Raw genomic sequence first — 21,430 nt, forward strand, 5'->3', positions numbered from 1 at the left:
CTATTTATATCAAATTATTTTTTGACAGTATCTCAAACAACTCGTAATTGAGTCCAAAAACATCATTGTTCAAAATCGCCTTATTGTATTTTAGGCCTTGCTCTAATTCCTCCGAAAGTTTTATTTGGTCTGCCTGTCCGGATTGTTTTTTACTAATTTAACCCATTGGGTGTAATTGATGAAAATTTAAATTATAGAATAAATAAAAAATTGAACCACATAGAAACATAGAAAAAAAGAGTTGGATAGCCCAATACTTGGGTTCACATGGCTATGTTTTTCTCAAATAAAGTGAAACGCCTTTCAAAATTCATAAAATCTATGTTTCTATGTGGCTAAAAATTAAACAATTTTGAATTACACCCAGCGGGTTAATTTATATAATGCTGTTTTTTAGCACTTTAAATTTGATTTTAAACACTTCTTTTTCCTTATAAAATTGAATATTAATATGGACAATCGCTACAATTAGCATAACAATTGTTGTTATTACCTAATAAATATTGTAGCTGAAGAGATTATCTTATAACAAATTTTAATGACTAAAAAAACAATAAATACAGTTTTTACTTTTCTATTAAATCTATTTTGGGAATTTTCACAAAACACAAACTCATTTCCCCGTCAATAAATTTGGTATAATATAAGGTCTCACTTTTTTCGTCATAATAAGGTGAAGCATCAAAACCATTCCCATTTATTTTACTTCCCATATTAACTGGTTCTGACCATTTTTTCCAAGAGTCGTCTAATCTATAGGCTATAAAAATATCATAATCACCGAAATTGCTGAATCCATTACTACTAAAAAGTAATGTTTTAGTATCCGATAGCAATTGAGGAGTAGCCTCATTGGCAGCAGAATTGACTATTTTTCCCATGCTTTGAAGCAAGCTATAGGTTCCGTCATCTTTTCTGGATGTAAAATACAAATCGGTTCCCCCTTGGGTAAAATCAGTTTCGATTCCAAGTATCATAATTTTTTTATCTTGAGTGATTGTAGCATCGGCAGTATCGTCATAATTATTAAATGCTGCAATTTTTATGGTTTCGAAATCTTGTTGTTTTCCATTTATTCCATTTAGAATAGAAAACCCAGATTCTCCCGTTCCTTTGATAAAGTTAGCACCTCCAAGAAGCATAAAATCTGACGCGGCAAATTCTATATAATTATAATTCTCATTTGTATTTAAAGCACTCTCTAAAACAGGCTGACTCCATTTGTCATCTGCCATTTTGGAACAGGAATAAATTTGTTCCTTTTCAGAAGCGCTGTTCGTAAAATAAAGTGTATTGCCATTTTGAGAAACGACTGGGCACAAAGCGGCTTTATGTCCTAATGGAATTAACTCGGGATTTGGTAAATTTTCGAAGATGGAATTGGAATTTATTTTGGCCTCAATCAGAACTTCTGAATCTGAAATACCAATGGCGTCAACTTGTTTTTGGCCAGGAAACAAGGCGAAATTAAACTCCACTTTTACCGCAACTGCATTACTTACTGCATTTTCGAGAATGACATTTTCAATTCCGGGATTAATGACATCAGGTGCTTCTTGTATTTTTCTTCGTTTTCTCTTAAAATAGTAATTATGATCTGCCGAAATCGAAGCTTTGAAAGTAGGTGTTTTCCAATCTTTTTTTCTGTTCCACACCGTTTTATAACTTCCTGAACCGTCATCTACAGCAATTTTTACTACACATCCCGCGTTAAGATTTTCAAAAACAGCAACCTGTTTTACAATTTGTGGCTTTTCAAATCCCACCTCAATCACTTCATAGCCATTGAGGGCGTTTTTAGGCGACCAGGCATTTGGACTGCTTCCACCCTGAGGAAAAGCATCGGGCTTGCCAAGAATTCGTTTTATTCCGTTTTGTTTTCCGCCTAAATCGGATGAAAATTTTATGAGTTTGCTTGCCCATTGAACTTGTTGACTTTGCACGGACAAACCAAGTAAGAACAAACCAATAATTACTGTATATTTTTTCATAAAAAAGGAATTAAAAAAAAGGGACTGTTGCTAACTACTCAACAGCCCCTTCTCTCAAAAAAATTACCTACTTAATTATTTACCTTTATTTTCTCTACTTTTTTCCCTTTGAACGCAAAAATATATTCTCCGTCGGATGTAATGTCAATCCCATTACCATATTTAGGACTTCCGCCTTTTCCTTTAGATTGAACAGAACCTTTAGTTTCTCCATTGGCCATATTAATTCCGTAAATAATATTTTTACTATTTTTCTGATCTCTCAAAAAATAATTATCCCCAATGTGGTAAAAATAGTCCACGCCTTTTATTTTTTCAGAGGCATAGGCACGGGTACCGTCTTTTTTATTGTAAGCCGCTAAACCTTTTTCTGAGAGTACTACTACCTTGTCATCAAAATCAATTACATCGGTTGCTTTTCCTACTCTGGCATCATTATGTTTCACATCAAATAATTGTTTTCCTGATGGGATATCATAACTATAAAATTCGTCTCCATCTCCTACAAAAACGGTCTTTTCCCCATCTAAAATCAAATCGGTAATTCTTTTATCAAACTTTTCTGAACGCCATGCAGTGGTGCCGGTTTTATCATCCAAACATAACACTGAATTTTTTTGGGCCTTATAATCCCAATAAATATAGGGAACCCATTGTTTTACGGAACCTCCGCCAAGCGCCCCCATTCCGGCAGAAAAACCTCCTGAAGCTTCCTCTAAACGAAATTCTTGAACCTGTACTTTTCCGCCAACTTGAACCATAATTTTATCACCTGCTTTATAGATGTTTGGCATACAAAAAGCACCTGTTATTTTTTCTGAGGCCCACAATAATTTCCCTGATTCTAAATCATGTTTTTCAATATATTTTGTTCTGTCTCTGGTTCCTAACATAACCAAATAAACTGCATTATCCGTAAACAAAGGTTCTGCTAAAGTTCTATAAATTTTTGAACGCTTTCCACCACTAAAAAGTCCTCCGTTTGCACCTTGCATATCGTTTTCATAATTAGCCGACCAAAGTTTTTGACCGTTATCATAGTTATACACATTTATCCCGTCTAAATACATGAAAATTTTATCGTTTTTAATCCACAAATCGATAATTGCTCTTCTGGTCACCAACTCTTTTTCGATGGTTCCCACGAACGTAGCATCCCAAAGAATATCACCATTTGCTGCGTTAATTCTGACCAATTGATTTTTAAATCCCGAAAACAAGGCGCCAAGAGCTGTTGGTTTGAAATTGACCATAATAATTTCATTTTTTTCTGCATTGTAAATGTATTTTCCAACGCCGCCTTTGAAACGATTGGTTTCCCAAATTTTTTCGCCCGTATTGGCTTTAACTAAAATAATAGATTCTTTTTGTGAAATTAAAAAAGAATCTAGTTCATCAATATATTTAACGGTTTCTAACTCCCCTTGATCAGTTCCTTCTTCCGCTTTGGTCCCTTTAGGAATAAGGTTTTGATAGGATTCTGAATTCCATAGTTCTTTCCCCGTGGCCAAGTCAAGGACAGCCACCCTGTCAGTCCCTAGTTTTCTGGCATCAAAAAGAAACAAATAGCCCCCCTTATCTTTCCAAATTGTATATTGATATTCAGAATTGTTAGTTTTATTAGTAGTTAACTTTTTATAATCCCCATTCCAAATTGCCTTTCCACCTTCATCTATAACCGATGCTGAATTGTCATCAGTCCCAATGATATATTGACCATCCCCATTACAAAGTGCCAATCTGGATGCTTTATTTTCAAATTCCGACTCCCAAACTGTGGAGAAACTTCCTGCTTTTTTTCCGACACTGGATCCTCCTCCAGTTTTTGCTTTATCCATAAGTTTTCCAAACTGGGCTGTTGCAGGAGTAGCCCCGCAAAGAATCAAGACACATCCTAAAGTAGTAAGTAGTTTTTTCATTTTTTTGAATTTATAGTTAAAAAATTGCTGTGTAACGAATTTTATAGCGTTGTTGCTTTTCTAGTTTAAAATAAAATTTATGATCTAAAATGTAATCTGAAATAAAGTTCGTAAACAATGGATTTTTAATTTCGTCATCAACTTTAAAGAATGTTGAAACTTTCCCGTTTTGAACTACGCCAATATCAATGACTATAGTTCCTGTGGTTTCTTTGAATTTCTTGCTCTTCTTTTTTAAAAAATCTTCCGATTTAAAAACAGCATCAATTTCTGCAGTTACGGCCTCTTGAACCATTTCCTCGTCGGTCAACACTTTTTTCTGCGAAATAGCGGGTGTTGAAAATAAAAATAGAAAAAGGCACAGAAATAGTATGTGGTAGCTTGACTTCATGAAAATTGGATTTGTTAAGTACTAATTTACGCTACAAATCTGCATGAATTATGAAAGGAGGGCAATACGAAGAAATACGTATTTTTTTTTAGAATTGGATATTAGGGAATTGTTGTTGAAGAAGATCCATTTTATTCTGAAGTTTCACTAGAAATTGCTGGTGACTATCCGAATTGAGATTGAACGGTTTATGATGCAATCCTTTTTGAACGCTATTCACATCTTCCATTGTAATTTGTGACGCTTCTGAAATGTAGGTTTCGGCAAAACGTTCCCAAATATAATCTATTGCCACTTGATTAGGATGCAGCATATCTTGGGCGTAAAACCGATAGTCGCGGAGTTCGTCCATTAGGATTTCATAGGAAGGAAAATAGTTCGTAGACTGTAGACTACAAATTTCAGATTGTAGCACTTGATGAATGGCAGTTATCAAATGTGCTTTGCTCCGTTGGTTTTCAACAAAACCATCTTTGATATGACGCACTGGAGAAACCGTGAAAATGACATTGCAATTGGGATTCACTTTTTGAATTAGATCGATAGATTCCTGAATAGATTTTTCTATAATTTCAACAGACAAAAGCGCTTTATCAAATTGATTTTGTGGCACTTTATGGCAATTGGCCACGATTTCATTAGAGTTTTTATTACGATAAACCCAAGACGTGCCATAGGTGATGATGACATGCGTAGATTGGGTGATTTGGTCATTTGTGGAATGGAGCAAAAGATTTAAATTTTCAAGAAATTCGTCTTTATTTTCGTTGCTCAAATCGGAATGCACTTCATAACAATGCCAACGTTCGTTATGAAAAAAAAGATCTTTTTCCGCAAATAGCACATGGTTTATGGCTCTTGTAACAAGCTTTGCTATAGATACCGGATTAAAAATGATCCCAAACGGATTCACCACATTTTGAAACTTAAAGTAGTCCAGTTTCTCCGCCATATTTACCGCAAAGCAAGAACCCAAAGACACTATCTTGGAATGATAGTTTATAGGATAATTTGATATTGATATTGGGATTTTGGTAAAGAAGTTCATAGTTGCCAATTTGTAGTTTCAAAAATACGAAATTAGAGTTAGAAATAGTATGTTTCTATTGTTTCAAGATCTAGAAGCAATCGATAACGAAAAGAAAAACTAAAAAAACCTTTCAATCCAAAAAAGACTGAAAGGTTTTCTACCTTAAAGTGGTGTTTATATCACTTCACGAAATCCATTGCTTTCTCTAAAGCGTCCTTAATTCCGGCTGCATTTTTACCCCCAGCAGTTGCAAAGAAAGGCTGTCCTCCGCCTCCACCTTGAATGAATTTCCCCAATTCACGCACTATTGTTCCTGCGTTTAGGTTTTTTGAAGCTACCAATTCTTTTGAAATGTAGCAGCTTAATGTAGGCTTTCCTTCTTCGGCGGTGGCCAAAACTAGGAAAAGATTGGTTCCAAAAGTTCCCAATTCATACGCCAAATCTTTTGCTCCTTCAGGACTCAAATCGACTTGTTTGGCTAGAAACTGTACTCCGTTTATTTCATGTATTTCAACCATTAATGCGGTTTTCAAATTTTTAACTTTTTCCTTCATCAAAGCCTCAATTTGCTTGGTCAATTTTGCATTATCCTCTTGCAACGAATGAACCGCTTTCAACACATCTTGTGGATTTTTCAACGCTTCTTTTACTTCATTCAACGTATTTTCCTGCAACTCGAAATGCGCTTTCACGGCATCGCTTGTAATGGCTTCTATACGGCGAATTCCCGCGGCAACAGCACCTTCGGATATAATTTTGAAATTCCAAATTTCGGCCGTATTTTTCACGTGAATTCCTCCACAAAGCTCCATACTTTCGCCAAATTTTATAGCACGCACATTATCTCCATATTTTTCTCCGAATAAAGCCATCGCTCCTTCGTTTAAAGCTTGTTGAATAGGAATGTTTCTTCGTTCTATTAAAGGCAATTGTTCCTGAATTCTTGCATTTACAAAATCTTCTACTTGTTGCAATTCCGCCTCTGTCATTTTAGCAAAATGAGAAAAGTCAAAACGCAAGTAATTTGGATTGACCAAAGAACCTTTTTGCTCCACATGGGTTCCTAATATCTTTCGCAATGCTTGATGCATTAGGTGGGTCGCGGAGTGGTTTTTAGATGTGGACGCTCTTAAACCGGTATTGACTTTAGCTATAAAACTTGCATTTACATTCTCAGGCAGTTGCTTTGCAAAATGTAGAATTAAGTTATTTTCTTTTTTAGTGTCAATAATTTCAATAGCTCCCTCTCCTTTGGAGAGGGCTGGGGAGAGGATTCCTTTATCTCCAACTTGCCCACCACCTTCAGGATAAAATGGGGTGTGATCTAAAACGATTTGGTATAAAACACCGTCTTTTTTAGAATCTACTTTACGAATACGAGTAATTTTTACGTCGTTCTCCGTTTGGTCATAACCCACGAAAGTTTCCACATTTCCTGGAATTAAAACCGACCAATCTTCAGTTGAAACTTCGGACGCGGCACGAGAGCGTGTTTTTTGTGCTTGCATGGCAGAGTTAAAACCTTCCTCGTCTAATTCGTACCCTTTTTCCCTTAAAATTAAAGCAGTTAAATCAATTGGAAAACCAAAAGTGTCATACAATTCGAATGCTTTTTCGCCGTTGATAATTTTCTCTTTCGATTCTAAAATTACTTTGTCTAACAATTGTAAACCTTGGTCTAAGGTTCTCAAAAACGAGGCTTCCTCTTCACGAATCACATTGGCAACCAATTGTTGTTGCGATTTGATTTCTGGGAAAAATTCACCCATTTGATTGGCCAAAACTTCAACCAATTTATTGATAAACGGTTCTTTAGTACCTAAAAATGTAAATCCGTAACGAATGGCACGACGCAAAATTCTACGAATTACATAACCTGCTCCTGTATTTGACGGTAACTGCCCATCGGCAATAGCGAAAGCTACCGCACGAACGTGATCTACAACAACGCGAATAGCAATATTGGTTTTATTTTGCTCTTCGCTTATGTTTTGAATTTCATTGGAAGTGTATTTTAATCCCGTGATTTGCTCCACTTTTTCAATAAGTGGTGTAAAAACATCAGTATCATAATTAGATGTTTTCCCTTGTAATGCCATGCACAAACGCTCAAATCCCATTCCGGTATCAACATGTTGTGCAGGTAATTTTTCTAGAGAACCGTCGGCTTTACGGTTGAATTCCATGAAAACATTGTTCCAAATTTCCACCACTTGCGGATGATCATTGTTGACCAAACTTTTGCCTGAAACCAACGCTTTTTCGGCATCAGAACGTAAATCCACATGAATTTCGGAGCAAGGCCCACAGGGTCCTTGATCGCCCATTTCCCAAAAATTGTCTTTCTTGTTCCCAAGAATGATTCGGTCTTCATCTATCAAACCTTTCCAAAGATCCCAAGCTTCTTGGTCAAAAGGTACATTTTCATCAGGATTTCCTTCAAATACGGAAACGTATAGATTTTCCTTTGGAATTTTATAAACCTCTGTCAATAATTCCCAAGCCCAATTGATGGCTTCTTTTTTGAAATAATCACCAAAAGACCAATTGCCAAGCATTTCGAACATGGTATGGTGATACGTATCAAAACCTACATCCTCCAAATCATTATGTTTTCCTGAAACACGAAGGCATTTTTGAGTATCGGCAATTCGTTTGCTTTTTGGTGTTCCGTTTCCTAGGAAATATTCTTTAAACTGCGCCATTCCAGAATTGTTGAACATCAGGGTGGGATCGTCTTTAAGAACGATTGGTGCGGAAGGAACTATTAAATGCCCTTTGCTTTGAAAAAAATCGAGGAATTGTTTCCGTATGTCTTGTGACTTCATTTTTGCTGGTTATTCGGTTATTTGTTAATTTGTTGATTGCCAAATTAACCTATTGCTATTAATTGATAAAAGTGAAAATGATACATCCCTTAGCCCTGATGGAAGTGAAAATCCTTTATTTTAGGATGGCGAAGCACATACTAAAAATAAAGATTGTAACGTACAGCAGGAACATGAATTATAAATATGCCAAATGTTTAGCTCTAAAAATTGTTTACAATGAAACATTTCTTAAATTTGTTCGACTAACATTTTACGAGTTGCAAAAATAGGGTATTTTAAAATATGGGGAAAGTAAAATATTATTTCGATTCCGAAAATCTAGCCTACCGGAAAATTAAAACAAAAATATCAACAAAATTTGGTGTTGCATTCTTGTTTTTACTGTCGTCGGCCTTGTTTGGGGCATTGAGTTTTGTGATTTTATTGAATACCCCTTTTTTTGAAACCCCTAAGGATCGTTTGCAGGCCAGGGAGATTGATAATTTTAAACTTCGTTATGCTATTTTGAACAAGAAAATGGATCAAATAGATGAAGTTTTAGGAAATGTGGAAGAAAGGGACAACAACTTGTATCGGGTTTATTTTAATACTTCTGCTATTCCTGAGGAGCAACGAAAAGCGGGTTTTGGAGGGATAAACAGATACAAAGAACTGGAAGGATATGATAATTCGGAGTTAGTCATCAATACCTCAAAACGGGTGGATGTCATTTCAAAAGAATTAGTGGTTCAATCGAAATCTTTGGATGAAATATTGAAATTAGCTAAAGAAAAAAATAAATTATTGGCTGCCATTCCTGCCATTCAGCCCGTGAAAAACGAAAATTTGAAACAAGTGGCTTCTGGATTTGGATATCGAAGTGATCCGTTTACAAAAGCAAGAAAATTTCACGCCGGAATGGACTTTTCTGCTAAAACGGGTACACCAATATATGCCACTGGAGATGGCGTTGTAGAACGTGCGGATAATACCGCCTCGGGTTACGGGAACCACATTGTACTTCGGCACGGTTTTGGTTATGAAACCCTTTACGGCCACTTGAGTAAATATAAATGCAGGGCGGGACAACATGTAAAACGGGGTGACATCATTGGATATGTGGGAAGTACTGGAAGATCTGAAGCGCCGCATTTGCATTATGAAGTTCACAAAAATGATGAAGTAGTGAATCCCTTGAATTTTTATTACGGCAATATTTCGGCGGCAGAGTATGTTGTCATCTCAAAATTAGCCAATCAAGAAAACCAATCTCTAGACTAATGCATATAGAATTATCACCAGACAAAAGGTATTACAACATTGGCGAAGTAGCCAAAGCGTTTGACGTAAACGCATCTTTAATTCGTTTTTGGGACAAGGAATTTGATATTCTCAAACCAAAAAAGAATGCTAAAGGCAATCGAATGTTTACGCCAGAGGATGTAAAAAACTTGCAATTGATTTTTCATTTGGTAAAAGAAAGAGGCTTTACACTGGAAGGTGCCAAAACGCATTTGAAAGAAGGACAGAAAAAAACTTTGGATAAATTTGAAATTATTAGCAAATTAGAAACAATACGATTACAATTAACAAATATTAAAAATCAACTTTAAAATTAAATAAACATGAAAAGATTTTTGCCATGGATTATCGGAGCAGTAGTAATTTTAGGAATCTACAGCTGGGTTAAAGGAATTAACAATACCGCAGTTACATTAAGTCAAACCGTAGAACAATCTTGGGGAGATGTACAAACGGCCTATCAAAGAAGAAATGACTTGATTGGAAATTTAGTGAATACCGTAAAGGGTGCCGCCGATTTTGAAAAAAGCACTTTAACTGCGGTTATTGAAGCTCGTGCAAAGGCTACTTCCATAACCGTTGATCCAAAAAACATTAGTGCTGAGCAGTTGGCACAATTCAATCAGGCACAAAGTGGCGTGAGCAGTTCCCTTTCAAGATTATTGGTTACTGTTGAAAAATATCCTGATTTGAAAGCCAACCAAAATTTCTTGAAATTACAGGACGAATTGGCAAGCACGGAAAACCAAATTTTAACAGCCCGAACGCGCTTTAATGAAGCTGTTATGCCTTACAACACACATATTAAAACGTTCCCGAATTCGCTATTTGCAGGTATATTTGGTTTTAAAGAAAAAGCTTATTTCCAATCGGTTGCAGGTGCTGAAAAACCTGTTGAAGTAAAATTCTAATCCAAAAAACAAATGTCAAAAGTCGAAGATTTTTTAACCAAAGAAGACGAACAAGCAATTGTTGAAGCTATTTGCATGGCTGAAAAAGAAACTTCTGGCGAGATTAGAGTACATATAGAAAAAACAACTTCCATTGATGCGTTTGATCGCGCTTTGGAAGTTTTTCATTTATTAGAAATGGATCAAACCCAACTCAAAAATGGGGTTTTAATTTATGTTGCCGTAGAAGATAAAAAATTCGTTATTTGCGGAGATAAAGGAATTAATGAGGTTGTTGCCAATGATTTTTGGGACACTACCAAAGAAATCATTAAATCTCATTTTAAAAGCGGGAATTTCAAGCAAGGTCTTGTTGATGGGATTTTAATGTCCGGAGAACAACTAAAAACCCATTACCCTTATGTGGAAGGCGACACGAATGAATTATCAAATGAAATATCCAAAGGATAATGGCTTTACTTAAAAAAAATACTCCGATTTTCTTGAAACTGGTTGTTTGTTTTTTACTTACGCAAATTAGTTTTGCCCAATTTACCGTTCCTGAAAAACCGGAATTTCAAACGAGCGTTTACGATTATGCCAATGTTTTAAGCGCAACAGAAAAAACGCAATTAGAAGAAAAACTCATCCGATATTCCGATTCCACTTCAACACAAATTGTAGTCATTACGATAGAAAGCCTCAAAAATGAAGATGTAAGCCAATTGGCAACAAAATGGGCACAAACTTGGGGAATTGGAGGAACCGCAAAAAACGATAATGGTGTCATTGTTTTATTAGCTAAGGCTGAAAGAAAGATTGCAATTAATCCCGGTTATGGTCTTGAAGATCGCCTAACAGCGGGAATTGGAGGAGAGATAATCCGGAACATTATCATTCCAGAATTTAAGGCCGGCAGCTATTACAAAGGATTGGACAAAGGTACTGACGCTCTTTTTGATGTTTTTAAAGGCAAATACAAAGGGGAAAGGAAACAGAATAAAAAGAAAGATTTTCCGATTTTACCAATTATTATCATCGTCATTATTCTACTTGTGTTGATTTCCAGAAACAAGAAAGACGGCGGCAACTCCGGAAATTCAGGCAGTGGTGGCCCCAGTTTATTGGACGTCATCATTTTGAGTAGTTTGGGACGTGGAGGTTTTGGCGGTGGAGGTTCCGGCGGTTTTGGAGGAGGGTCTTCAGGTGGTGGAGGTTTTGGAGGTGGTTTTGGAGGCGGAGGGTTTTCTGGAGGAGGCTCAAGTGGAAGTTGGTAATATTACCATTGAATATGAATATTTACCCCCCTCATAAATCCCCATCAATGACACTTAAAATTCAGGATATATTTTATCAAATAATTATTGGAAATAGTTTATGTTTGCCTTCTTTCTTCTCATAAACAAAAAAAAATATTCATCACTAAGTTATTCTAATCAAATAAATAACAATGCTCTCACATAAAACCAAATACGCTCTCAAAGCCTTACTTTATTTAGCACAACAACCGGAAAATCACATTTCCAAAACGATTGAAATTTCGGAAGGCGCTAATATACCCAAAAAGTTTTTGGAACAAATTTTATTGGACTTAAAACGGGGTCATTTTGTGAGTAGTAAGCAAGGAAAATTCGGTGGTTATTATCTTTTAAAATCCAAAGAAGATATTACTTTAGCCGAAATTCATCGCTATTTTGATGGCGCCATTGCGTTGCTTCCCTGTGCATCAATAAATTTTTACGAACCATGCTCCGATTGCAAAAATGAAGCTGATTGCCTGCTCCGACACGGATTAATAGCCATTAGAGATGAAACTTTAAAAGCAATGCAAGGCATCACAATAGCCTCATTGGAAAAAAAATAATTTTTTTTACCTAAACTCTACTATTTTTATAGAATTAATTATATATTTGCCGAGATTTAACACATAAATAACAATCCAAAATTTAAAGTTATGGGAACTCTAGAAAAAAAACTGATTGAATTAAATGAGAAAATGAGAAAAAAATTAGTAATCATAAACAGCAACCTTAGTAAACAAATTATGTGTATGTGCTAGTACAAAAAAAAATAATTTTAAAATCTACTACTTACATATAATAAATATAAAAATGAAAAAAAATACATTAAAAACAGTAATAACAAGTTTAGCCATACTATTATTTTCTTCCTCTTATGGGCAATCTTTAGTTGAAGGAATTATTAAAAACAAAGAAAATCAACCTTTAGAGTTAGCCAACATTGTACTTAAAGGAACAAAACACAATGTCGTAACAGATGCTGACGGAAAATTCTCCATTGACACGCGAGATAAGTTACCATTTGTCTTAATAGTACAATATGTAGGATATCAAACTGCCGAAATCAAATATACTGAATTACCAAAAAACAGTATTGAAATTCAATTAAAGAGCGAAAACCAATTAAGTGATGTGGTTATAACATCTAGACGTAGAATTGAAAAAGCACAAAATGTACCCATTGCAATTTCTGTAATAGGTGGTAGACAAGCGGAGATAGCAGGTGCATTCAATGTTAATCGCTTGAAAGAATTAGTCCCTTCGGTACAATTGTATTCATCAAATCCTAGAAATACTACCATCAATATTAGAGGTCTTGGTTCTACTTTTGGCCTAACAAATGACGGAATCGATCCAGGTGTTGGATTTTATGTAGACGGTGTATATTACGCACGACCAGCAGCAACAACATTGGACTTTGTTGATGTGGATCAAATTGAAGTTTTGCGTGGTCCCCAAGGAACATTGTTTGGAAAAAACACTACTGCAGGTGCATTTAACGTTACTAGTAGAAAACCAAGTTTTACCTCAGGAGCCAATTTTGAATTAAGCTATGGTAATTATGGATTCCTTCAGGCCAAAAGTTCCGTTACTGGGGCTTTAAGCAAAAAAATTGCAGGAAGATTATCCTTTTCCGGCACACAACGTAACGGTTTAATTCAAAATATAGCTACGGGAAGACCTGTAAACGACCTTAACAACCAAGGCGTTAGGGGTCAGTTATTATACAAGCCGACAGAAGATGTAGATATTACATTAGCCGCAGATCTATCAAAACAACGACCAGACGGGTATGCGCAAGTTATCGCCGGAGTTGCTCCAACAAACAGAGCCGATTACAGACAGTTTAACAATATTATTGCATCATTAGGTTATAGTTTACCAAGTACTAATGCATTTGATAGAAAAATTGATCATGATACTCCTTGGCGTTCAGGACAAGATTTAGGAGGTGTATCACTTAACATTGACACTAAAATTGGAAACGGCAAATTAACTTCAACTTCGGCATGGCGTTTTTGGAATTGGGATCCTTCAAACGACAGAGATTTTACAGGACTTGCGGTATTAAAATTATCTCAGGCAACTTCAAAGCACCAACAATGGTCTCAAGAAGTTCGATATGCGGGAACATTTACATCAAAAATAACAGGAGTTTTTGGGTTATTTGGGATTGGTCAAGATCTTAAAACAGACCCATACCATATTGAAGAATCTGGAGATGCACAATGGCGTTTTTCCCAAGATTCGACAAGTCCTCTTTGGCAAACTCCTGGATTATTCGATGGATATGGAATTAAAACCAAATCTACATTAAACACTGTTAGCGGAGCTGCATTTGGACAATTGGATTGGCAAATCACAGATAAATTACACATTTTGCCTGGACTGCGATACAACTATGACAAGAAAAAAGTTGATTATAACAGAACTACCTATGGAGGACTTCAAACGAATGACCCTGCACTTATTGCACTAAAGAATAAAGTCTATACAAGTCAAGCTTTCAAAGTGGATGTAGATGACACCAACTTTTCAGGAAATCTTACTTTATCCTACAAAGCATCTGAGCAAGTTAATACATTTGCAACATTTGCAAGCAGTTACAAACCTGTTGGTATCAATTTAGGTGGTATTCCTACAGACGCGAACGGGCCAATTATTGAACTTGCAAAAATAAAACCAGAAGAAGTAAATCACTATGAAATTGGAGTAAAAACAACACCTTTTAATAGTACTACGGTGAATTTCACTATCTATAATACAGATATAAAAAATTATCAAACACTTGTTCAAAGTGAAGATCCTACACTAAACCGTGGCTATCTTGCTAATGCAGAAAAAGTACGTGTTCGAGGTGCTGAGCTAGATTCTAGAATTACTGTAAACAAAAACCTTTCATTCAATACTGCAGTGTCTTATACCGATGGGAAATATATTAGTTTCACAAATGCACCACTACCGCTGGAAGAAACCGGATTAAAAGTAGGTGGTAAATCTATATATTCTAAGGATGTGTCAGGTGGCGTCTTACCCGGAATTTCGAAATGGGCAGGGACACTAGGCGGTGATTTGTCTAAAGAAGGGCAATTTTTTGGTAACAGAGGGAGATTTTTCGTAGCCATAGATTCCTATTCACGATCTTCATTTTCATCAAGTGCGTCACCATCAAAATACTTAGTGGTAGATGGATATAGCATTATCAATGGTAGAATTGGCTTCAGAGCATCAGAAGGATTATCTGTTTATATTTGGGGACGCAATTTATTTGACAAAAATTACTTTGAACAATTATTACCTGCGGCAGGAAATGCTGGTCAATATGCTGGTGTATTAGGTGACCAAAGAACCTATGGAATCACATTTAAATATACTTTATAGAAAATAAAACGCTTTAAAATAGTAGTAAATAAAAAATAAATAACCGTCAAATTCAATTTTTGATGGTTATTTTATATACAAAAAGTTATGATAAAAATTAGGCAACACCTTTACAAATTAAAAAAAGGTATTTCTATTAAATTATTATTTTTTCTTCTCACACTAAATTTCTCCAACAATTTATATGCGCAAAACGACATAGAAATTTTCCCTAAAATTACCGGATATGTAGGTATCTTACATCCCATTGTAACTTTCTCGTCTGAAGAAACAAAAACTAATTTTACAGATTATTACATAGTTGGACTACCTATCGGAATAAACATCTGGAAAAATCCAACCATAGGACTTTCATTTGAAATAGTCCCCTCGATTAAAAGTGATAGTAAAATAAGCAAAGTAAATAATGTATTAATACATCCGGGAATATTAGTGCGACTAAAGAAAAACTATACCTTTGCTGGAAGGATTGCATTTGAAACTTCAGGCCGCTACGGCATTACACCAGTACTGACAAAAGTTATAAAAAAGAATAAAGATCATAACTATTTTGTGTCTTTACCGATGCCCGTTAGATTTGGAAATAACCACCCTACATCATTAACCTTCGGATTTCAATTTGGAATTGCATTTTAATACCCTATTTTTTTATAATCATGTCTGAATTCAAAGAGTCATCCCCCCATTATACTTTACTCGACTTAATAAAATATTTCCTCAAACTAGGATCAACTGGTTTTGGTGGTCCTGTTGCTTTGGTTGGTTATATGCAACGTGATTTGGTCGAAAATAAAAAATGGATTGATGAATCAGACTTTAAGGAAGGTCTAGCCCTATCACAATTAACTCCTGGCCCGTTGGCCGCTCAACTGGGAATTTATATCGGATTCATACACTATGGGGCACTAGGAGCAACTGTTTCTGGATTAGCATTTGTTTTACCCTCATTTATCATGGTTGTATTGTTAGGCATTGCTTATCAAGAATATGGGGGGTTACCGTGGATGCAAGCCATTTTTTACGGTGTAAGTGCTGCTGTAATTGGTATCATCGTTTTAAGTTCCTACAAGTTAACCGTCAAATCGATTAGTAAATTTGAAATTCCAGAGATAAAAAAAAATTGGCTCCTTTGGATATTTTATATTTCTTCAATCATTCTAACCGCTATTACACAAAAAGAGGAAGTGCTTTTATTTATAGCTTTAGGCTTAATATATATGGTAATCAAAGCACCTCCTGAATGGGTTAAGCGACCTAAAGCAGCTTCCTATTTGTTGTTTGGCACTATCAGTTTTTCAGTTATTGAACTTGGAAAGTTAGGTGATATTGCTTGGTTTTTTACTAAGGCAGGTGCGTTTGTTTTTGGAAGTGGGCTCGCCATCGTTCCATTTTTACACGGTGGGGTTGTCAATGAATACGGTTGGTTAACCGAAAATCAATTTGTTGATGCAGTAGCCGTAGCCATGATTACCCCTGGTCCAGTTGTTATTACAGTTGGCTTCATCGGATTTTTAGTTGCTGGATTTCCAGGAGCTTGTGTTGCTGCGTTGGCTACTTTCCTACCATGCTATTTGTTTACCGTCATTCCAGCTCCCTATTTCAAAAAAATTGCACAAGATAAGAGTATTAAAACATTTGTTGATGGAATCACAGCTGGAGTAATTGGAGCTTTAGTTGGAGCAGTAATTGTAATCGCCTCTCGTTCACTTGTGGATTTGTCGACAATATTCATTGCTACGGGAACGATTTTGATTTTAATTTATTCTAAAAAAATACAAGAGCCACATATTATTGTTGCCGCTGCGCTTTTAGGCGTTTTGTTGAAATTGATGAATATATAATCTTACAAAAAAGAGGTTGTAAAAAACAACTCATACAATCTATGATTTGAAAAAAAGAATTGACCCTAAAGAAAATCTGCTCTGTTTTTTTTAGATATTTACTTATTCATTTTTTTTTATTAGGCAAACTATATTATTTAGAAATATAAATTGACCTACATTCGGTTGCCTCTTCCTTTAACATCAAACATTATTGAGCTTTTAAATTTACATAAAATAATGTCCAATCCAAAAAAAGGTTGCTTTCGCAACCTCTCTTCTAACTAACTATTAAAAAAAAATTGATTTCCCTATACTAATATTTTCATGATTGATATAAGAATTTGTATCGTCGTTATTTAAAATGCTATTGGCAATGGTATCTCCTACATAATCTGTTCCGAAATTTCTAACCACATTCAAATCTTGTGTTACAATGTTGTATTCCAGTGTTAACTCTACGGCTTTCCTAATTGCATCAGCTTCTGTATTTAATCCAAAATGATCAAGTAACATGGCTGCGCTCAAAATAGCCGCTACTGGATTGGCAATATTTTTACCTTTTGCCTGTGGATAAGATCCATGAATGGGTTCGAACAATGCCTTTTCATTTCCAACAGATGCAGAGGCTAATAATCCTATTGAACTAACGATTACACTTCCTTCATCAGAAATAATGTCTCCAAACATATTTTCAGACAGAACCACATCAAACTGGCTTGGATTCAAAATCAGTTGCATTACGGCATTATCAACAAAAAGAAAATCTAATGTTACCTGTGGATATCCTTTGGCTATTTCTGTAACCACTCTTCTCCACAATCTGGAGGATTCCAACACATTTGCTTTATCGACTAATGTAACTTTATTTCTTCTGGTTTGTGCTGATTTAAAGGCTAGATGGGTTATTCTTTCAATTTCCATTTGTGAATACTCACATAAATCGGAAGCTACAGTTCCGTCTTCACTCAACTTTTTTTCACCATAATAAATACCTCCTGTTAATTCCCTGTAAATCAACATATCGGTACCTTCAATAATATCTCTTTTTAAAGGTGATTTATCTATAAGAGAATCGTAGGCTTTTATTGGTCTAATATTGGCGAACAAACCCAATTCTTTTCTCAACTGCAATAGACCTTGTTCCGGACGCACTTTTGCATCGGGATTATTGTCATATTTTGGATCACCTATGGCTCCAAATAGTACAGCATCTGAAGTCGCACATAATTGTAATGTTTCATCAGGTAATGGTTTTCCAGTTCTATCAATTGCAATGGCTCCAACAAATGCTTCTTCAAACTCAAAGTTATGCTTATAAAGCTCTTGAATTGCTTTTAAAACTTTTACCGCTTGTTTCGTCACTTCTGGACCAATACCATCACCTGGTAATACTGCAATTTTCAATTTCATGGCATCAATTATTTAAACTTATATTAAAATACCAATATTACTAATTTTTATGATTTGATGAACATCCCCATCAATCACTTCTTTTTTTCTGTCTGCAAATTTTAAAAACTCAAGATAAACAATATCCAACTGAAGTTTCGTTAATTCATAACCTATCTTTTTTGCTCTATAAGCCAATGCTGCACGACCACTACGTGCCGTTAAAACGATAGCCGATTCTGTTACACCAACATCTGTCGGGTCAATTATTTCATAAGTTTCCCTGTTTTTAATCACGCCGTCCTGATGTATTCCAGAACTGTGTGCAAAAGCATTCGCTCCCACAATTGCTTTATTGGGTTGCACAAACATCCCCATGCTTTCAGAAACCAAACGACTGGTTTCGTATAATAATTTGGAATTAATATTGGTATCCAATCCTAAATTTGGGTGCTGACGTAAAATCATAACCACTTCCTCCAGTGCCGTATTTCCTGCTCTTTCCCCTATTCCGTTAATGGTACACTCAATTTGTCTTGCTCCATTAATAACCCCTGCAATTGAATTGGCAGTGGCTAATCCCAAATCATTATGACAATGGCAGGAAAGAATGGCTCTCTCAATTCCGATAACATTTTCGGTCAAATATTTTATTTTTGCTCCGTATTCTTCCGGAAGACAATAACCAGTTGTATCCGGAATATTTAATACCGTAGCACCTGCCCTTATGGCTTCACTGCATACCTTCGCCAAAAACTCATTATCTGTTCTGCCTGCATCTTCCGCATAAAACTCTACATCATCAACAAAAGTTCTGGCATAAGTAATTGCTTCTGCAGCGCGTTCAATTATCTCTTCCCGAGAAGCGTTAAATTTGTATTTGATATGAGAATCCGAAGTTCCTATTCCTGTGTGAATACGTGGTTTTTTTGCATATTTTAGTGCTTTTGCTGCAACTTCGATATCTTCTTTTACCGCTCGCGTTAAGGCACAAACGGTGGCATTTTGAACCACTTTTGAAATGGCTTCAACAGAACTAAAATCGCCAGGACTTGATACTGGAAATCCTGCTTCAATAACATCAACACCTAATTCCTCTAAACGACGGGCAATAACTAATTTTTGTTCCGTATTTAGCTTACAGCCTGGCACTTGCTCGCCATCTCGTAATGTAGTGTCAAATATTTGTACTTTTTGATTATTCATATCAATAATAAATCTTAATTTTAAATCCTTAATTTACAAATTTATATTTTTTAGCACTGAAAGAATGCTTTTAAATGCTTAGATTTACAGTGTTAAACAAAAAAAACAATCTGTTAAAATACTGAATTACAATACATTAAACATACATTTTTTACGATGGCAAACCCTTCAAAAGATAATTTATTTGTTCTTATTCGTTCGCTTTCAAAATCAGAAAAAAGACAATTTAAACTCTATGTTAATCGATTAGGTGACAACATGGATGCTAAATTTTTGTTACTCTTTAATCTTTTAGACAAAATGAATGAATATGATGAGGAAGAAATCTTAAAAAGTAAAATTGTCACTAAGCTTCAATTATCAAATTTAAAAGCCCATTTATATAAACAAATTCTGATAAGTTTACGGATGAATCCCGTAAACCAAAACATCCGTATCCATATTAGGGAACAATTGGATTTCGCAACCATTTTGTACCATAAAGGATTATACAAACAGAGTTTAAAGATTCTCGACAAAACAAAGTTGATTGCCATAGAACACGATGAAAAAAACATAGCCTTCGAGATTGTAGAATTAGAAAAAGTAATAGAATCCCAATATATAACTCGAAGTATTGTGGGTCGTGCTGATGAATTAACTATACAAGCAAAGGAACTGAGCCAACAAAATGTGATAGCAAGTAAACTTTCTAATTTATCACTACAGCTTTATAGCATCATGCTAAAAAGTGGGTATGCCAAAAGTGACGGGGAAATGAAAGTGATTACCGAATATTTCAACAATAGACTCCCCGATTTTAGAATTGAGGAACTCGGATTCAGAGAGAAATTATGGTTATATAAAGCGCATTTATGGTACAGTTTTTTGATTCAGGATTTTTTGTCGTGTTATAGATACTCAAGTAAATGGGTAAAATTATTCAACGACAACCAACAAATGATTTTTCTTAATCCAGTTTGGTACATCAAAGGTAATACCTATTTATTAGAGTGTTTGTATCTCATAAAACACAAATCCTACATCAAGGAAGTTTTAGAAAATCTGGAACAAACAATTGCCTTAGATTCCTTCCCTAAAAATGACAACCTAAGTTCCCTTTATTTTTTATGCTATTACAACAGTAAATTCAATCTGCATTTTCTGGAGGGTGATTTTGAAGGCGGAATGTATTTAGTTGATGAAGTCTTAAAAAATTTAAAGAAAAACGAGGATAGAATTGACGAACACCATACTATGGTTTTCTACTATAAAATTGCCAGTTTGTATTTTGGTGCAGGTAACAACAAAAAGTGCATTGAATATTTAAAAAAAATCATCGACAATAAAAATCTTTCCATGCGAGAAGATTTAATGTGTTTTGCACGCGTTCTAAGCCTTGTGGCACATTATGAAGCTGGCATGGACTATCATTTAGAAGTGCAACTAAAAAGCACTTATAAGTTCTTGATTAAAATGAATGATTTACATGAGGTTCAACGGGAAATGATTAAATTCCTTAAAAATCTAGGTACAATTTTTCCGCATGAACTAAAATCAGAATTCAACAAATTATATACCCGCCTAAAAGTTTTTGAAAATCATCCTTATGAAAAAAGAGCTTTTCTTTATCTGGATATTATCTCGTGGCTAGAAAGCAAAATAGAAAACAAACCTGTTGCTAAAATTATTCAGGAAAAAGCTAAAAAACTGGTACGATAAAGAAAATCAATCTGGATTCAAGTCATTTACTACAATATCTCGAACAATAATCAATCATTACCAAACCATATTGAACTATTTTGATAATCGGAGCACAAATGCTTCAGCGGAATCTTTCAATGCAAAAATGATCCCCTAAAACTTCTTATAAATTCAATATCAAAAAAACTATTGATGCACTATTTTTAAGACATTGCCACAGTGAAAAGAATAAAAACAAAAAACCCCGTTCGTTAGAACAGGGTTTTTCAAAAGAAAGGCGACGACATACTCTCCCACATAACTGCAGTACCATC

The 21,430-nt window shown here is 35.2% G+C and carries 18 protein-coding genes and 1 rRNA gene (1 of these 19 only partly in view); 11 read left to right on the forward strand and 8 right to left on the reverse strand.

Annotation, left to right across the window (positions count from 1 at the left end; genetic code table 11):
* Positions 1-566: 566 nt before the first annotated feature.
* The 5 genes from DB895_RS09305 to alaS all read right to left on the reverse strand — a co-directional run bounded on the left by DB895_RS09305 (position 567) and on the right by alaS (position 8,159).
* Positions 567-1,991 carry a PD40 domain-containing protein gene (locus DB895_RS09305; RefSeq protein WP_116725091.1) on the reverse strand — a complete coding sequence of 475 codons (1,425 nt, stop codon included), beginning with the start codon at positions 1,989-1,991 and terminating at the stop codon, positions 567-569.
* Positions 1,992-2,062: 71 nt separating this feature from the next.
* Positions 2,063-3,910, reverse strand: coding sequence for an outer membrane protein assembly factor BamB family protein (locus tag DB895_RS09310; RefSeq protein WP_116725092.1), 1,848 nt, complete (start codon positions 3,908-3,910; stop codon positions 2,063-2,065).
* Positions 3,911-3,926: 16 nt separating this feature from the next.
* Positions 3,927-4,301 (reverse strand): hypothetical protein, encoded by a 375-nt coding sequence (locus tag DB895_RS09315; protein ID WP_116725093.1) that lies wholly within the window; start codon positions 4,299-4,301, stop codon positions 3,927-3,929.
* A gap of 88 nt (positions 4,302-4,389) precedes the next feature.
* A complete protein-coding gene (locus tag DB895_RS09320; protein ID WP_116725094.1) occupies positions 4,390-5,349 on the reverse strand; it encodes a GSCFA domain-containing protein in 960 nt (319 codons plus the stop codon).
* A 161-nt stretch (positions 5,350-5,510) separates the two neighbouring features.
* Positions 5,511-8,159, reverse strand: a complete 2,649-nt coding sequence (gene alaS, locus DB895_RS09325) for an alanine--tRNA ligase (protein WP_116725095.1) — start codon at positions 8,157-8,159, stop codon at positions 5,511-5,513.
* A 285-nt stretch (positions 8,160-8,444) separates the two neighbouring features.
* On the opposite strand from alaS, the gene DB895_RS09330 reads away from it, so the two are divergent.
* From DB895_RS09330 to DB895_RS09370, 9 genes are all read left to right on the forward strand, one after another.
* Positions 8,445-9,422: a M23 family metallopeptidase gene (locus DB895_RS09330; RefSeq protein WP_116725096.1), complete on the forward strand. Its 978-nt coding sequence runs from the start codon at positions 8,445-8,447 to the stop codon at positions 9,420-9,422.
* Positions 9,422-9,754: a MerR family transcriptional regulator gene (locus DB895_RS09335; RefSeq protein WP_116725097.1), complete on the forward strand. Its 333-nt coding sequence runs from the start codon at positions 9,422-9,424 to the stop codon at positions 9,752-9,754. The genes DB895_RS09330 and DB895_RS09335 overlap by 1 nt, the downstream gene beginning before the upstream one ends.
* Before the next feature lie 12 nt (positions 9,755-9,766).
* Positions 9,767-10,354 carry a LemA family protein gene (locus DB895_RS09340; RefSeq protein WP_116725098.1) on the forward strand — a complete coding sequence of 196 codons (588 nt, stop codon included), beginning with the start codon at positions 9,767-9,769 and terminating at the stop codon, positions 10,352-10,354.
* A 12-nt stretch (positions 10,355-10,366) separates the two neighbouring features.
* Positions 10,367-10,804, forward strand: coding sequence for a TPM domain-containing protein (locus tag DB895_RS09345; protein ID WP_116725099.1), 438 nt, complete (start codon positions 10,367-10,369; stop codon positions 10,802-10,804).
* Positions 10,804-11,610, forward strand: a complete 807-nt coding sequence (locus DB895_RS09350) for a TPM domain-containing protein (protein ID WP_116725100.1) — start codon at positions 10,804-10,806, stop codon at positions 11,608-11,610. The genes DB895_RS09345 and DB895_RS09350 overlap by 1 nt, the downstream gene beginning before the upstream one ends.
* Before the next feature lie 173 nt (positions 11,611-11,783).
* Positions 11,784-12,197 (forward strand): RrF2 family transcriptional regulator, encoded by a 414-nt coding sequence (locus tag DB895_RS09355; RefSeq protein ID WP_116725101.1) that lies wholly within the window; start codon positions 11,784-11,786, stop codon positions 12,195-12,197.
* A gap of 247 nt (positions 12,198-12,444) precedes the next feature.
* The gene (locus DB895_RS09360) at positions 12,445-15,015 is read left to right on the forward strand and encodes a TonB-dependent receptor (protein ID WP_116725102.1); all 2,571 of its coding nucleotides are present in this window, start codon (positions 12,445-12,447) and stop codon (positions 15,013-15,015) included.
* A gap of 87 nt (positions 15,016-15,102) precedes the next feature.
* Entirely contained in the window at positions 15,103-15,651 is a 549-nt protein-coding gene (locus DB895_RS09365) for a hypothetical protein (protein WP_243694653.1), read from the forward strand.
* 20 nt (positions 15,652-15,671) lie between these two features.
* On the forward strand, positions 15,672-16,856 hold the full coding sequence (locus DB895_RS09370; RefSeq protein ID WP_116725103.1) for a chromate transporter: 1,185 nt from the start codon (positions 15,672-15,674) through the stop codon (positions 16,854-16,856).
* A gap of 270 nt (positions 16,857-17,126) precedes the next feature.
* Here DB895_RS09370 and leuB read toward each other — a convergent pair whose 3' ends face one another.
* Positions 17,127-18,248 (reverse strand): 3-isopropylmalate dehydrogenase, encoded by a 1,122-nt coding sequence (gene leuB, locus DB895_RS09375; protein WP_116725104.1) that lies wholly within the window; start codon positions 18,246-18,248, stop codon positions 17,127-17,129.
* A gap of 18 nt (positions 18,249-18,266) precedes the next feature.
* Positions 18,267-19,433, reverse strand: coding sequence for a 2-isopropylmalate synthase (locus DB895_RS09380; RefSeq protein ID WP_116725105.1), 1,167 nt, complete (start codon positions 19,431-19,433; stop codon positions 18,267-18,269).
* Between the two features lie 156 nt (positions 19,434-19,589).
* On the opposite strand from DB895_RS09380, the gene DB895_RS09385 reads away from it, so the two are divergent.
* Complete coding sequence (locus tag DB895_RS09385; RefSeq protein ID WP_116725106.1) at positions 19,590-21,134, forward strand: hypothetical protein; 1,545 nt, start codon at positions 19,590-19,592, stop codon at positions 21,132-21,134.
* Positions 21,091-21,273: a transposase gene (locus DB895_RS09390; RefSeq protein WP_243694654.1), complete on the forward strand. Its 183-nt coding sequence runs from the start codon at positions 21,091-21,093 to the stop codon at positions 21,271-21,273. The genes DB895_RS09385 and DB895_RS09390 overlap by 44 nt, the downstream gene beginning before the upstream one ends.
* A gap of 115 nt (positions 21,274-21,388) precedes the next feature.
* Here the strand turns inward: DB895_RS09390 and rrf are convergent.
* A 5S ribosomal RNA gene (rrf, locus tag DB895_RS09395) occupies positions 21,389-21,430 on the reverse strand; it runs 68 nt beyond the window's last position.

The sequence above is a fragment of the Flavobacterium psychrotolerans genome, from assembly GCF_003097635.1.
Taxonomy (GTDB): domain Bacteria; phylum Bacteroidota; class Bacteroidia; order Flavobacteriales; family Flavobacteriaceae; genus Flavobacterium; species Flavobacterium psychrotolerans.